The sequence below is a fragment of the Streptococcus sp. X13SY08 genome (genome assembly GCF_001182825.2).
Taxonomy (GTDB): Bacteria; Bacillota; Bacilli; order Lactobacillales; family Streptococcaceae; genus Streptococcus.
Window position 1 is genome coordinate 531,905 of sequence record NZ_LFYO02000002.1, and the last position, 14,340, is coordinate 546,244.

The window sequence follows — 14,340 nt, forward strand, 5'->3', positions numbered from 1 at the left end:
CCTTTTTGAGAGAGCTGAATCATCCGAGAGATGCCAGGAAAAAAGTTGAGAAATCGACAACTAAGTCGCTTCTACTAAGAGAACTTCATCCTTGCCATCAATTTCAGACATGTGAACAATAATTTCTTCCATTCGACTTGTCGGAATGTTTTTGCCTACATAGTCTGCCCGAATAGGTAACTCACGATGACCACGGTCTACCAAAACTGCCAAGCTCACACGAGATGGACGACCAAGAGAGACCACATTATCAATAGCTGCGCGGATAGTCCGACCTGTATAGAGCACATCATCGACCAAAATCACATCACGATCATTCACATCTGCTGTCATTACTGTCGTATCTCGCTCCATTTTAACATCATCACGGAAAGGCTTGGTATCCAATTCCCCAACAGGTACCTCAACTCCTTCTAGCTGCTTCAAACGCTCTTGAATCCGTTTCGCGATGAAGACTCCCCGTGTCTTAATCCCTGCAAGTACAATTTTATCTAACTGCTTATTGCGCTCGATAATCTCATAAGTGATACGAGTGATGGCACGTTTCATGGTCATCTCATCAACAATTTCTTTTGTTTTCATAAATCCTCCTTGTATATGAAAAAAACATCTCCCTTTTCAAGGAGACGTCGAAAAATATGGGCACATACTCTGTCCCTCATTCTAGTCATGCTCCTTGACTGTCTCTCTGGACAGCATTAAAGGATTTTCATTGGAACCAGTATAGCAAACTTTATATCTTTTAGCAAATCATATTCTAGAATTTCCACAGAAACTTCTTAAAAAACGAACAAAATCTACCGCAGCTCTATTTTTATTCTAAAATGAACAAACTCCTGCGCTTCTCATTGAAACGTTTCAAAGAGATGGATTTTAATCCATAAAAAATATAACCAGACACAAGATAAGCTACAAAGATAATCCCCGCATAGGTCAGAACATACTGCCAGCCGTACTTGGTCACATTGAGGAAAAAATAAGCAAATGGACTATCTTTAGCATCTGGAATTGGAATTTTGAGAAACAGACCGTTGAGTAGAGCAAAAGCCATATAGGCTAGTGGAAGAGCAGTCCAGCAAATCGGATCAAACCACTTATACTGACGACCTCTATCCACGAATAGAGTATCCAAAAAGAAATAAAGAGGCACGATATAATGACACAGAATATTTTCAATGCGCCAGAAGTTGTCCGCAATCGGAGCTAGCAAAAGATGGTAGATTACAAAGGTAATCATAATAGACATAGTCACTGCAGCTTTTATTCTGAGAAAGGACTGGCTCTGTAAATCCTTCTTCTGCCACATGGCATAAACCATATAAACAGAGAAAATGGACACCAAAAGGTTGGACAAGACAGTGTAGTACATAAACATACCTGGGCCAAACTTAACGATTTCAATCGTTGTCCCTGTTACTGCCAAAACAGCCAATAAAATGCGGGAAATAAATAGGATAATTTGATGTTTCATAGTTTTCTTTCTGTTGCAAAAAGGAGGCCGGATAACCGAGCCTACATGTCTTATATTTAAATTTTCTTAACAAATTCTGATTTGAGTTTCATGGCACCAAAGCCGTCAATTTTACAATCGATATTGTGATCGCCTTCGACGATACGAATATTCTTCACGCGCGTACCTTGTTTCAAATCTTTAGGAGCACCTTTGACTTTTAAATCTTTGATGAGCGTAACGGTGTCACCATCCGCCAAACGATTTCCGTTAGCATCCATTCTACTACACCGTCTTCTTCAACAACTTCATCAGGATTCCATTCGTAGGCACACTCAGGACAAACTAAGAGCGATCCGTCTTCATAGACATATTCAGAATTACATTTTGGGCAATTTGGTAAAGTTTCCATTTCATCTCCTTTTGGCAATTTCTTGCACTTATTCATTTAGATTCTAGTATACCATGTTCACACAGTATGGGCAAGATTGATAAGGCTTACAAAAAAAGAAAACCACGCGTTTTTCTTATAACTGACTTTTTTTTCTGAGTTTTTCAAGAGTTTCTTGGAAAATAGCTGGCGCTTCAGCCGTAAATGTGACCAAGTCTCCCGTCCTTGGATGGGTAAATCCTAGTGTCTGCGCGTGCAAGAATTGTCCATGCGCCTTGAGTGTCTTTCTAGGTCCGTAGACTTCATCTCCCGCCACCGGATGACCAATATAAGCCATGTGCACACGAATTTGATGGGTCCGACCTGTTTCCAAGGTCAATTCCAGCAAGGTATAGTCACCAAATCGTTCCAAAACTTGGAAACGCGTAATGGCATCTTTTCCTTTTGCTGTCACTGCTTGTTTCTTACGGTCCTTTTCAGAACGACCAATTGGTGCTTCAATAACGCCGCGATCATTTGGTAAGTTCCCATGCACAATAGCTATATATTTACGCAGAGATTTTTTAGCTTTCAACTCCTCTGCCAGAGCCGTATGGGCTTGGTCATTCTTAGCAATCATGAGTAAGCCAGATGTATCCTTATCAATCCGATGCACAATTCCTGGTCGCAAGACCCCATTGATACCAGACAAATCTTTAATGCGATACAAGAGTGCATTGACTAAAGTGCCAGAAGTATGACCAGCTGATGGGTGGACCACCATGCCTTGCGGTTTATTGACCACAGCGACATCTGCATCTTCATAAACAATCTCTAGAGGAATATTTTCAGCTACATATTCTACTTCTTCCACCTCTGGCACTTGATAACTAATCTCATCGCCAGCTTGTACACTATATTTAGCTTTCTTATCTTGGCCATTCACCAAAACTAGTCCTGCCTTGATTTGCTCATTGGCAACCGCGCGGGATAATTCTGTCAAATCGGCCAAGGCCTTATCCAGACGAACACCGCCTATTTCAACTCTAACTTTCATACTTCTCATTCTTTTCCTCTAATAGAATATGGACAAACAAAAGAATAACACCCACCGTCAAGCAGCTATCAGCCACGTTGAACACTGGAAAATTAACAAAATCCAAATGAAACATGTCTACCACATACCCCAAACGCAAACGATCAATAAAATTGCCCAAGCCACCTGCAATCATCAAACTCAGACCGCTCAACAACCACAAACTACCTTTGATATTTTTCACAAAATAATAAACTGCTACTACCATGACAACCACTGTCACCACAGTGAAAAACCACTGCTGATTTTGCAGCATAGAATAAGCAGCACCATAGTTTCGCAAATAAGCTAGACTCATCAAGCCAGGAAGAAAGTCTTTCTTGCTATCTAACGTGATATTTGCAACTGTCTCATTCTTATCCTTTTTTCTTATCAAAATATGCTTGCATAACATCTATAAAATCTTGTGCACACGGACTCAAGTCTGTATCTTCACGTTTTACGTATACCATTCGATTTTCCATGTCATCTTTAAGCGGAACAACGGTAATCCCATGCACACTCTCACTATCAAGAAAGCCAGAACCTGTCGCATAGGCATCTGTGCGCTCTAAGATACCATTCAAAGTAGCACGGTCCGTCACATCGTAGGTCACCGAAGAGTCCGATGTATCAAAGAAATTCTCCGAATAATAAAGATACTCTTCTTTCTCTTGCGTAAATCGAACCGTTGGCAAACCTACTAAGTCTTGATATTCAATCCTTTCACTTGCAGATGCAACTTGTCTAACTTTTGCATAATCCCTTTGACATTGCGCGCATTGAGATAAATAATACCAATCTCACTATGTCCCTGCGATACTTCATCTAAAATCTGCACCGTTGTTGATTCAAAAATACGAAAATTTTTGTATTCAGGAAATTTTTGCGAAAACTCTGTAATCAAAGGTGGCAAAAAATCATAGTGTTGACTGGAAATAGAAAATTCTGCCCACTCTTCTTCTGGCTGGAGATAAAGATGTTCAAAGCTATCAAACCCTTTCACCAAACGCTGCGCTTTTTCATAAAATTCCATTCCACGACGCGTCAAAAAAGTTCCTGAGCTGGTCCGATTAAAAACTTTAAACCCCAATTCCTTTTCTAAATCACGCACAGAAATAGATAAACTCGGCTGAGAAACAAACATCTTTTCTGCCGCCTCACGAAAAGTCCCACTATTGGCAATGGCTACAACATACCGTAATTGCTGAATATTCATCACTTGACATCCTTTGTAAATTTTTTCTTATTATACCATAAAAAGATAAAAGAGAAGTGCCTCTAAAGTGCTCTCCTCTTTGTTTTCGTCACTATTTGATTCAGATTGTCCCTTGAGCTAGCTATAGACAAGACCAATGTCCACTCTACCAGACATATCACGCCCTGCTCCTAGCAAAAAAATAGCCAAAACAGATCAGACTCGCCAGCCTTTCAACAGGACCGTCGTTGGCAAAGAAGGCCTTTTTAATGTTTTACAAATGATTTTGCTTTTACATGCAAGACTTCCGTCTGTTGTTCAAAACCGAGGCGTTCATATAGTTTGCGTGCCTCTGGATTGTCGGATTCCACCGTAATTTGGAAGGGACGAGTATCATCTGCAATTCGCTCATTAATCAAAGACTGAACTAAATAGGTCCCAATTCCCTGTCCACGAAAACCGTCTGCCACGGCCAATCCAAATAGGTAATTGCTATCACTCGAAATGTCTACTGTACAAGAAGCCATGACTCGATTATCATTTAAGACCAAATAGAGTAAGCATTCCTCATCTTCCACTGCTTTTTGTGCATAGCGAAGACTCTGGTCCATCGGATTACCAAATGCTTGTGCTTGAAATTGAGCAATGGATCCTACATATTTTGCTTCTGCTGCTGTTACCATCAAATCAGGGCACTTTTGCATGACAAATGGTATCCGTCCCCGTCCTAGCCAGTACTCACTATCCCTTTCAAGGGTAACATTCCAATGCTCTAAAAGATTAGGATTATTCTCTAAAAATCGTCTCTCTATAATGAGACTAACACTATCGATAGAGTATGCTGCAATTTCACGTTTAAAGGTTTCAAAAAGTGCTTTTGCGATACCTTGACCTCGCCAATCAAGTGCCACCAAAAGGCATAGCTCTGCTTCTTCATCGTCCGCATAGACTGTCAAGAGTCCCACAAGTTGGCTTTCTACATAAGCAATAAAAAAAGCAGGCATGAGCACATCAAAATTGAATTGATTTGACAAGTAGGGTTCTCTGAAAAGTCCATCATGGGACATAACTTCCTTTATCAAGCTTTTTGCAGCTGCTTTTTGTAATGAAGTTAATTCATTGGTCCATTCAATTCTCTCCTGTAAACAATAAAAATAAGCAAAAGAACCTCCTGAAACAGGAAGTTCTCTCGTCATTATTTAGCGATTGGGTAAACTGAGACTTGTTTTTTATCGCGACCTTTACGTTCGAAGCGTACAACGCCTTCAACTTTAGCGTAAAGAGTATCATCTCCACCGCGACCTACGTTCGCACCTGGATAGATTTTAGTACCACGTTGGCGGTAAAGGATTGAACCACCTGATACAGTTTGGCTGTCAGCAGCTTTCGCACCAAGGCGTTTCGCTTGTGAATCACGACCGTTTGACGTTGAACCTCCACCTTTTTTGTGGGCGAAGAGGTTTAATTGAGTAAGATTCAAGTTTAACATAACTTATATTCCTCCGAAAATTCTGTGATGACAGTTGTTAAGCTAAGCGCCTTACGCGTTGATGGCTGAGATAACAACTTTTGTATATGGTTGACGGTGACCTTGTTTACGGTGGCTACCTTTTTTAGGTTTGTATTTATATGATACAACTTTCTTTTGTTTGCCTTGTTTTTCAACAGTACCAACAACAGTAGCTCCTTCAACAAGTGGAGTTCCGACAACAGTTTTGTCGCCACCAACAAGAACAACTTCGTTAAAAGTCACTTCTTGACCTGCTTCTGCGTTCAACTTTTCAACGTAGATAGCTTGACCAGCTTCAACTTTAACTTGTTTACCGCCAGTTTTAATGATTGCATATGTGCTCATTATGCACCTCCTATGGATTTTACGGGTTTCCCCTTAATTGTGAAGACTCGCCTAGCACCGTGAGTCCGAAACTGCTTAAAACGGTGGTCGTGCGGTTGCACAGGTGTGCATAGTCAACTCTATAAGTATAGCATTCTTCTACTTATTTGACAAGAAAAAGTTAGTATATAATCGAAAATTTAAGCAAATTTTCCTTCTTTCAACCACTCTTCCATTTTGAGACGTTGAACTTTCATGGTTGCTGTCCTTGGCAATTCATCGTAAGGCAAAATAATCGGACTGTTAAAATATGGCATATTGGAAATGGCAGCAAACCAAGCATCCATATCCATCTCACGATTTTCTTTAACCGCCAAAAATGGCTGTGGTTTCTTGAGCGGGTCGCGCACAAAGACAACTTCTGACAAGAAATCTAATTGGTCCAAGAGGCAGTCTTCCAATGCCAGCGTGCTATCAATGGTATCAATCATATCTACTTGACGATCTTTTAGATAGAGGTGCCCATTTTCATCCATAGAGCCATAGTCTCCACTGTCCCACCATTCGTCATAAACATTGTCTTGGAAACGTTGGTCTTCCTTAATAGTAGGTAATCGCTCGGCCTCGAGAAAAGAGCTGGATATGCCCATTTTGACCAACTTGCAAAGGATTCCCCTCAGCGTCAGCAATCCGTGCCTTGGTTAAATCACCCAGACCAACTCCCATGTCACGCGCATCAGAATACTGCAAACTTTCCTTGGTATGTGGTTTCAAAATCATGGGGCCACATTCGCTCTGACCATAGATTTGTAGGAAAATAGCCTCATCTGAATCAGCAGCTTCTAAAAAAGCCAGCATGGTAGCATTATTGATAGCATCAAAGGTAGAGTGGTAATAATGCGTCTTTGCAAATACACTTGGATTTTCACGTGCAATATCTGCCCATTGGACAAAATGATTGGGATGGGTTTCTACCGCTTGCGGCTGATATTTACCAAAGAGTCGCTCGACTGTTTCGCGTTTGTGCGTTGAAAGAGCCAACAAAGGAAAGCCCATGAGCATAAGAGAAGACATTCCGATATTGTACCGTGAATGAACAGGTGAAATACGGAAACCTACGATACGACGATCAGGCAAATTGTTCAAAATAGTCTTTTGATATTTTGTGCGCCAGCCCATAGTATTAGCCGAATGGCAAATCAATTTTGGGATACCCGTTGTCCCTGATGTATGTGTGATATAAGCGATTTGATCTTCAGGAAGCGGAGTGTGCTCTACAGACGCTTTTTCCACTGCCAATAAATCCGGAATGTAGACCTTATGATTGTCAGAAATATTTGCATGGGTCTCAGCGTAAGTCGTCTCCGTTCCTAGCTCTGGAAATGCCACAAGGGGGCAAATCAAAGACCATAGCGCAATCAGTATATAATTGACTAGCTTCCAGATAATTCTGGTACAGATTCATGGGACGATAGGGAAATAATTCTTCCATAAAAAATCTCCTTTTAGGGTATTATAGTAAATCCTCAATTAAATGTTGGACATCATACACTGCCTCTTCTTTAGATGTAATTTCTGTGATGGTAATGCCTGCAACAGCTCGTTCAACCAATCCTTCAACATCCAAGCGTGCCTCATATTGTTCTGCATTTTTGATTTTTGGATTGGTCTTAGGACGATCTGGCGCGAAAATGGTACAACAATCTTCAAATGGCTGAATAGAAATTTTAAACGTATCAATCTTCTCAGCAATATCAATAATTTCCAGTTTATCCATCGTGACGACAGGACGAATAATCGGCGTGTTGGTTACCGCATTGATGGCTTGCATAGATTCCAAAGTCTGACTAGCCACCTGACCAAGGCTTTCACCATTGATAATGACCAAGGCATTGCGCTGCTCACGAATGGCATCCGTGATCCGCATCATAAAGCGACGGGTCAGGGTCATCAGATAGGCTTCAGGTGCCTTGGCTTTAATTTCTTCTTGAATTTCTGTAAATGGTACTTCGATGAATTGAATATTGCCACCGAAAACTGTCAATTTCCGAGTCAAATCGTGGGCTTTTTTAAGAGCTCCAGGACTAGTATAAGGCGGGCTGGCAAAATGCACCGCTTCAATATCCACTCCACGTTTCAGTGCCAAATATCCCGCAACAGGCGAGTCAATACCACCTGACAGCATAAGCATACCCTTACCAGAGGTTCCAACTGGCAAACCGCCAGGCCCTTTGATTTCTTCATGGGAAATATAAGCCGCGTCTTCACGAATTTCCACACGCAAAGTAATATCTGGCGACTTCATTTGTGCTTTGGCAAATGGAATAACATCAAATATTGCATCACCAAGCGCATGGTTGAGATCACGACTATCCAATTCAAAGGAATGATCACTTCGACGGCTGCTAACCTTGAAAGTCATACCTTCTTGGTAAATATCTTTCATGATATCTTGCACTGCTTCTTTTAGAGCTGATACTGACTTTTCAATCTTATAGGACGGTGCAAAATTTTGAATCCCAAAAATCTTTTTGAGCGAATCTGCTACTGGCGCATAATCCGTTCCATTCAGGTAAACATGCCCACGATCTCGATCAAAGTAAACCGTCACATCAGGATAAATAACCAAGGCTTCTTGAATATTGTTTTTTAATTTATTGATAAAACGCATACGGTTCTTACCCTTTGTAGACAATTCACCGTAACGAACCATAATTTCTGAATAGTTCATCTATCTCACTTTCTTAGTCTGTGTGTAAATTTGTTTAAAAATAGTCAAAAATTGCTCCACTTGACTCATGTCATTGTCATCATCCAAACTAATCCGCACCGCTGTTTGAGCGATTTTTGGATGAACTCCCATGGCAATCAAGGTTCCAGCAGGTTTGCCAGCCTTAGAGGAGCAAGCAGAAGTCGTTGAAATATAAATCTGATGTTCTTCAAAGGCATGGACAATCACTTCGCCACGAATATTTTTTATACCAAAGGTCAAGATATTTGGCGCAAATCCTTCCATTTCAGAAAAAATCGTCACGTCGTCATAGTGGTTCAACTCTTCCAAAATGATTTGCTTCATAGCAGAGATTTTCCGATTGGCTTCTGGAGCTTTTTCCATGGTTACGCGCAGTGCTTTAGCTGTTGCTGCAATTGCTGCAACATTTTCAGTTGTCGATCTACGATCGTTTTCTTGCCCTCCTCCGGTCAATAGCGGAGCTAAACGCTTGCCTTCCTTGATATAGGCAAAACCGACACCCCGGACAGAGTGAAATTTATGCCCTGAAAATGTGGCGAAATCAACGCGCTCTGGCAAAAATGTTGTCAAATCTACTTTTCCGATTGCTTGAACAGCATCCACATGAAAAGAAATGGTTGGCTTATTCTCTAAAAGCTCTGCTATTTCTTGGATAGGCTGAATCGCACCTATTTCATTGTTGACACCCATGACAGATATTAAGACGGTATCGGAGCGAATGAGCTGCTCCAGTGCTGCCAAATCCACCTTGCCATTCTTGTCAACTGGTGCCAAATCTACAGAAAATCCCTGACTGGTCAACCAAAGAGCCGATTCTTTGACAGCTGGATGTTCTACTGCGGACACAATGATGTGCTTCCCAAAAGCTGCCTTTTCAAAGGCAACTCCCTTAACGATCCAATTATCCCCTTCTGTACCACCAGAAGTAAAATAAATTTCCTGACTTTTCTTACCCAATAGCTCTGCTATTTGTCCACGAGAAGCCTCTAAAATCCGTGTCGCTTGGTCCCCGAGACTATGGAGACTAGATGGATTTCCAAAAATTTTCGTCGCAACTTCTGTATAGGTCCGGAGTACCTCTGGATAGACCTGAGCCGTTGCTGCATTATCAAAATAAATCATATTTCTTCCTTTTCTACAACTTATTATTGTACCACTTTTAGCGTCTTCTTACCATTCTTTGGAGAATAGATTTTAAGTTTTCTTTAAAGAAAATGCATGACAATAGTCCCTGAAAAGGAGAAATCATGAGACGACCATCACGAAAAGAAAAGTACAAGGCTTCTACTCCGACTTCTAAAAGAGAAAGGCCGCATCTTTCCTATTTACAAAAAATAATCACAACTATGGCATCGCTCTTGGGAATGATTACCGCAACCATTACCATTTATACGTTTACCACACAAGCAAAAGCAGCTCCATCTGACCAGACGACCGCTAAGACCGTCATTATCTACTCTGATCCTAAAGAACACTCCTCATCCTTTCGTTCATCCAGTGTCCCCACGCAAGAAACTATGCCATCAACTACCACGACAGTAAAAAATTCTTCCACGACAGAAAATTCACTACATCCGTCAAGTTCCACTACGTCTTCTTCAAGCGAGATTGCAATAGAAAAAACAGAACCTAGCACTGACGCAAATGTAGAAACTGACCAAATTTCACCATCATAAATAAAGGTATTGGAGACACAACCCAATACCTTTTTATCTTTTTATAATCTTTGTTCGAGTGCTTCGAGGTCTTTTCTTGTCGTTGACCAGCTAGTGGCAAATCGGATAACAGTGTGGTCAGTATCGTATTTTTCCCAAAAACCGTAGACAATTCCCGCATGGTCTAATCGCTCTAACTGGCTATTTTCCACAATGACAAATTGCTGATTAGTCGGAGATTTGAGATAAAATTCATACCCTTTCTTCTCTAAAATGACTTTCAAAGCTTCCGCCATATCAATGGCATGCTGCCCCAATTTTTCATACATGCGGTTTGACAATAGTCGTAAAATGTTTAGGCTGATTTTGCTTGGTAAAGACAACTGCTTCTCCAATCAAGGCTCCCATTTTAGTGCCACCGATATAAAAAACATCTGTCAGCTCTGCTATGGCTACCAAATCAAGATCCGTATCTTTGGCCGCTAAACCGTATCCCAGACGCGCACCATCCATGAAAAGTGGAATCTGATACTCTCGGCAGACCGCTGCCAAATCTATCAACTCTTCTCTGCTATAAAGCGTACCATACTCGGTCGGATGGGAAATGTAGACCATCCCAGGAAATACCATGTGCTCGTGATTACCATCTGTATAAAAATCCGCTAAATATTGTGCAACATCTTGGGCAAAAATTTTCCCTTCTTGATGAGGTAAGGTCAAAACCTTATGTCCCGAAAACTCAATGGCTCCCGCTTCATGGACAGCAATATGTCCTGCATCAGCTGCAATCACCCCCTCATAGCTTGCCAACATACTATTAATCACAATCTGATTGGTTTGCGTTCCTCCTGCTAAAAAGGTAACTTGTGCCTCTGGACACTTGGTCGCCAAACGAATTTTCTCAACAGCGGACTGTGTGTAAGTATCCATTCCATAGCCAGACATCCCTTCATCGTTTGTCAATAGCAAAGCTTCTAAGAGTGCGGGGTGAGCCCCTTTATTGTAGTCATTTTCAAAGTGTAGCATTCATTTCTCCTCATTCATCTCATTTGATGGTCCTATTTTACCATTTTCCAATAAAAACAACATGTAAAAAGAGGCTCTCAGCCTCTTTTTACAGTTTTAATCAATCTCAAGTCCGCCTGTATAGAGGCGATAATAGGTACCACGCTGCTTCATTAATTCCTCGTGGTTCCCACGTTCAATAATGCGTCCTTTGTCGCATTTTTGTTTCCCCAACGCATATTTTCTTTGATGGTTCCTGTGAAGAGAACATTGGTCTGAAGAACCATAGCTACCTCTTTACGCAAAATATCTAAATCGTACTCTTTAACATCACGGTCACCAACTCGGACATGACCTGTTTTAGCATCGTACATCCTTGGCAGGAGTTGAATAAGGCTAGTCTTACCAGAACCAGTTCCACCTAGAATACCAATCACTTCCCCTGATTTGATAGATAAATTGATATCGGTTAGAACACGTTTTTCATCCGCATCAGCATAACCAAAGGTCACATGATCGAATTCAATAGAACCATCTGCTACTTCTGTCACGGCATTCACAGGTGATATGATGGAAGATTCTGTTTCCAAAACTTCTACAATCCGCTCAAAAGATGCCATCGAGAGAGCCAACATGACAAAAATCATGGTGAACATCATCAAAGACATAAGAATAGTCGTGGCATAGGCAAACATAGATGTCAATTCACCCGTTGTGAACTGCCCTGCCACAATCAATTTAGCCCCCATCCATGAAATGCCGATAATGGAGGCATAAGTTGCCAACATCATCGCTGAATTATTGACCATCACAATCCGAATCGCCTGAATAAACATCTTATAAATCCGAGCAGAAGCATGTTTAAACTTCTCAGTCTCATGGTCTTCTTTTTACATAAGATTTAACCACACGGACATTGGTAATATTTTCCTGAATACTACTATTTAGAGCATCGTAGGATTTGAAGACCTTACGAAAAAGCGGAAAACCAAGTTTGAGGGCAATTGCTAGAACTGTCGCTAAAAAAATGGCAACATAGATGAAAATCATAGCCATTTCAGCATTGATATAAAAAGCGATGCAGATAGCGAAAATCAAATTGAGCGGTGCACGCACACAGACCCGAATGACCATCTGATAAGCATTTTGAACATTGGTCACATCGGTCATCTTCAAAAAGGGCCTTGCGCAAATTCTTGGCAAAACCTGCAGAGGCTAACCCAGCGTATTTACTAGAAGCGCGCCCCAAAAAGAGAGAACAGACTGCCGCAATCGCCATCAAAGCACCATAAATTAGAATCTTCTCCATATTACCGGTTGTTACACCCTCATCAATAATCAGTGCCATTAAAAAGGGGATCGATAACTCAAACATAACTTCAATCATCATGCAAAGAGAAGCAAGTATCGACGATCGCTTATATTCTTTTACATGAGATAATAACACCTTATATACGAAAGAACCTCCTACTAAAAAATAAAAAAACTAGTGGCTTTATTCAATTATCACTAATTTATTATAAAACTTTTTTTCACAGAATAACAAATTTAACAAATGAATCGTGGTAAAAAAGGGTAACTTATCCAGATCTGGGACAAATTCTGGACAAACAACAAAAAAAGCCTATTAAATCAGGCTTTTTTAAGTGATTCTAATCCACCCTGAGGGAATCGAACCCCCATCTCAAGAACCGGAATCTTACGTGATATCCATTACACTAAGGGTGGAAAGAGAGAGGCTGGAACAAATGTCCCCAGCCCCTTCTATCTTTACTTGTATAAATCAAATTACAATTCGATATCGCCGAACAAGTCAGCCATTGAGAAACCAGTTTGAGTTTCTGGCAATTCGTAGTCACGTTTTGGACGACGAGCTGGACGTGATTGACGTTTTTCACCTTCTTCAGATGAAGCATTTTCTTCGCGTACTGGACGCTCTTTTAACCGTTACATCTCGACCTACAGTCAATGCATCTTTTGGATTTTCAACACGTTTGTGTGAAATTTGTGAAATGTGTACCAAACCATCGATACCTGGCAACACTTCAACGAAAGCACCGAAATCAGTCAAGCGTTTCACTTTACCTTCGATCACATCGCCTTGAGCCAATTTTTGCTCAACACCATCCCATGGTCCAGGTTGTGTAGCTTTAAGTGAAAGTGATACACGACCTTCTTCTTCGTCGATAGCCAATACTTTAACTTCAACTTCTTCACCAACAGATACAACAGACTTAGGTGAAACGTTGCGTTCGTGTGACAATTCAGTCAAGTGAACCAATCCATCAACACCACCAAGGTCAATGAAAGCACCAAAGCTTGTGATACGTGCAACTGTACCAGTTACAACTTCTCCAACAGCCAATTTACCAAATACTTCAGCACGTGCTGCTGCAGCTTCTTCTTCAACTACGTCACGACGTGACAAGATAAAACGGTTCTCAGCTGGATCAACTTCCTTGATTTTTGCATCAAATTCTTGACCTACAAAACGCTCAGTGTTACGAGTGAAACGAGTGTCAATCATTGAAGCTGGAATAAATCCACGAAGTCCTTCAAATTCAACTGAAAGTCCGCCTTTAACAGCGCGAGTCACTTTAACGTTAACTACTTCACCTTCACGACCAACAAGCTTGTCCCATGCTTTACGTGCTTCTAAACGTTTCTTAGATACAAGATAAGTAACAGTGTCAGTATCTTTACCAACAACTTGACGAAGAACAAGCAATTCAAGTGTTTCACCAACTTTAACCAAGTCGTTGATGTCAGCATCACGATCGTTTGTCAACTCACGAAGAGTCAAGACACCTTCAACACCAGTACCTGAGATAGCTACGTTAGCTTGACCAGCATCCACTGTCAATACTTCTGCAGTTACCACATCACCTGTTGCAACTTCATTTACACTGTTCAACAAATCTTCAAATTCGTTCATTAGAAAAATAACCTCCGACAATCGAGTCTTCCAGACTCAACATAAAATATATTTTATTTAAGGCAT

The 14,340-nt window shown here is 40.9% G+C and carries 10 protein-coding genes, 1 tRNA gene, 7 pseudogenes and 1 other annotated feature; of the genes and pseudogenes, 1 reads left to right on the forward strand and 17 read right to left on the reverse strand.

What is annotated here, in order from left to right:
* Positions 1–60: 60 nt before the first annotated feature.
* The 12 genes and pseudogenes from pyrR to AEX56_RS03360 form a co-directional block, all read right to left on the reverse strand.
* Positions 61–582 (reverse strand): bifunctional pyr operon transcriptional regulator/uracil phosphoribosyltransferase PyrR, encoded by a 522-nt coding sequence (pyrR, locus tag AEX56_RS03305; protein WP_049617879.1) that lies wholly within the window; start codon positions 580–582, stop codon positions 61–63.
* Positions 583–814: 232 nt separating this feature from the next.
* Positions 815–1,471: a Pr6Pr family membrane protein gene (locus AEX56_RS03310; protein ID WP_049617880.1), complete on the reverse strand. Its 657-nt coding sequence runs from the start codon at positions 1,469–1,471 to the stop codon at positions 815–817.
* A 56-nt stretch (positions 1,472–1,527) separates the two neighbouring features.
* Positions 1,528–1,862: pseudogene (locus AEX56_RS03315) on the reverse strand (zinc ribbon domain-containing protein YjdM).
* Positions 1,863–1,977: 115 nt separating this feature from the next.
* On the reverse strand, positions 1,978–2,877 hold the full coding sequence (locus AEX56_RS03320) for an RluA family pseudouridine synthase (RefSeq protein ID WP_049617881.1): 900 nt from the start codon (positions 2,875–2,877) through the stop codon (positions 1,978–1,980).
* Positions 2,867–3,310 carry a signal peptidase II gene (lspA, locus tag AEX56_RS03325; RefSeq protein ID WP_049617882.1) on the reverse strand — a complete coding sequence of 148 codons (444 nt, stop codon included), beginning with the start codon at positions 3,308–3,310 and terminating at the stop codon, positions 2,867–2,869. Before lspA ends, AEX56_RS03320 begins: the two co-directional genes overlap by 11 nt.
* Positions 3,273–4,114, reverse strand: a pseudogene (locus AEX56_RS03330) (LysR family transcriptional regulator). The gene lspA and the pseudogene AEX56_RS03330 overlap by 38 nt, the downstream one beginning before the upstream one ends.
* Positions 4,115–4,359: 245 nt before the next feature.
* A complete protein-coding gene (locus tag AEX56_RS03335) occupies positions 4,360–5,289 on the reverse strand; it encodes a GNAT family N-acetyltransferase (RefSeq protein ID WP_082326165.1) in 930 nt (309 codons plus the stop codon).
* Positions 5,289–5,582, reverse strand: a complete 294-nt coding sequence (gene rpmA, locus AEX56_RS03340) for a 50S ribosomal protein L27 (RefSeq protein ID WP_049617883.1) — start codon at positions 5,580–5,582, stop codon at positions 5,289–5,291. The genes AEX56_RS03335 and rpmA overlap by 1 nt, the downstream gene beginning before the upstream one ends.
* Positions 5,583–5,633: 51 nt before the next feature.
* Positions 5,634–5,948 (reverse strand): 50S ribosomal protein L21, encoded by a 315-nt coding sequence (gene rplU, locus AEX56_RS03345; RefSeq protein ID WP_049617884.1) that lies wholly within the window; start codon positions 5,946–5,948, stop codon positions 5,634–5,636.
* Between the two features lie 33 nt (positions 5,949–5,981).
* Positions 5,982–6,055 (reverse strand) — a sequence feature (ribosomal protein L21 leader region).
* Between the two features lie 72 nt (positions 6,056–6,127).
* Positions 6,128–7,419: pseudogene (locus AEX56_RS03350) on the reverse strand (AMP-binding protein).
* Between the two features lie 21 nt (positions 7,420–7,440).
* Complete coding sequence (gene thiI, locus AEX56_RS03355; RefSeq protein WP_049617885.1) at positions 7,441–8,658, reverse strand: tRNA uracil 4-sulfurtransferase ThiI; 1,218 nt, start codon at positions 8,656–8,658, stop codon at positions 7,441–7,443.
* Positions 8,659–9,801 (reverse strand): cysteine desulfurase family protein, encoded by a 1,143-nt coding sequence (locus AEX56_RS03360; protein ID WP_049617886.1) that lies wholly within the window; start codon positions 9,799–9,801, stop codon positions 8,659–8,661.
* 125 nt (positions 9,802–9,926) lie between these two features.
* Between AEX56_RS03360 and AEX56_RS08415 the strand changes: the two genes are divergently transcribed.
* Entirely contained in the window at positions 9,927–10,355 is a 429-nt protein-coding gene (locus tag AEX56_RS08415) for a DUF6556 family protein (RefSeq protein WP_131542049.1), read from the forward strand.
* Between the two features lie 41 nt (positions 10,356–10,396).
* Here the strand turns inward: AEX56_RS08415 and AEX56_RS03370 are convergent.
* The 5 genes and pseudogenes from AEX56_RS03370 to rpsA form a co-directional block, all read right to left on the reverse strand.
* Positions 10,397–11,360, reverse strand: a pseudogene (locus tag AEX56_RS03370) (threonine aldolase family protein).
* A 96-nt stretch (positions 11,361–11,456) separates the two neighbouring features.
* Positions 11,457–11,555 (reverse strand): annotated as a pseudogene (locus AEX56_RS09500) (ABC transporter ATP-binding protein); the annotation flags it as partial.
* Positions 11,537–12,729: pseudogene (locus tag AEX56_RS09360) on the reverse strand (ABC transporter ATP-binding protein); the annotation flags it as partial. The pseudogenes AEX56_RS09360 and AEX56_RS09500, both read right to left, overlap by 19 nt.
* A 266-nt stretch (positions 12,730–12,995) precedes the next feature.
* A tRNA-Arg gene (locus AEX56_RS03385) sits at positions 12,996–13,067 on the reverse strand.
* Positions 13,068–13,127: 60 nt separating this feature from the next.
* Positions 13,128–14,274, reverse strand: a pseudogene (gene rpsA, locus AEX56_RS03390) (30S ribosomal protein S1).
* Positions 14,275–14,340 lie beyond the last annotated feature (66 nt).

Bases quoted from the DNA above. Each gene is read 5' to 3' on its own strand.
- thiI (WP_049617885.1), bottom strand. From the start codon at position 8,658: ATGAACTATTCAGAAATTATGGTTCGTTACGGTGAATTGTCTACAAAG.
- AEX56_RS03335 (WP_082326165.1), bottom strand. From the start codon at position 5,289: ATGACGAGAGAACTTCCTGTTTCAGGAGGTTCTTTTGCTTATTTTTAT.
- AEX56_RS03360 (WP_049617886.1), bottom strand. From the start codon at position 9,801: ATGATTTATTTTGATAATGCAGCAACGGCTCAGGTCTATCCAGAGGTA.
- rpmA (WP_049617883.1), bottom strand. From the start codon at position 5,582: ATGTTAAACTTGAATCTTACTCAATTAAACCTCTTCGCCCACAAAAAA.
- pyrR (WP_049617879.1), bottom strand. From the start codon at position 582: ATGAAAACAAAAGAAATTGTTGATGAGATGACCATGAAACGTGCCATC.
- AEX56_RS03310 (WP_049617880.1), bottom strand. From the start codon at position 1,471: ATGAAACATCAAATTATCCTATTTATTTCCCGCATTTTATTGGCTGTT.
- AEX56_RS08415 (WP_131542049.1), top strand. From the start codon at position 9,927: ATGAGACGACCATCACGAAAAGAAAAGTACAAGGCTTCTACTCCGACT.
- AEX56_RS03320 (WP_049617881.1), bottom strand. From the start codon at position 2,877: ATGAAAGTTAGAGTTGAAATAGGCGGTGTTCGTCTGGATAAGGCCTTG.
- rplU (WP_049617884.1), bottom strand. From the start codon at position 5,948: ATGAGCACATATGCAATCATTAAAACTGGCGGTAAACAAGTTAAAGTT.
- lspA (WP_049617882.1), bottom strand. From the start codon at position 3,310: ATGTTATGCAAGCATATTTTGATAAGAAAAAAGGATAAGAATGAGACA.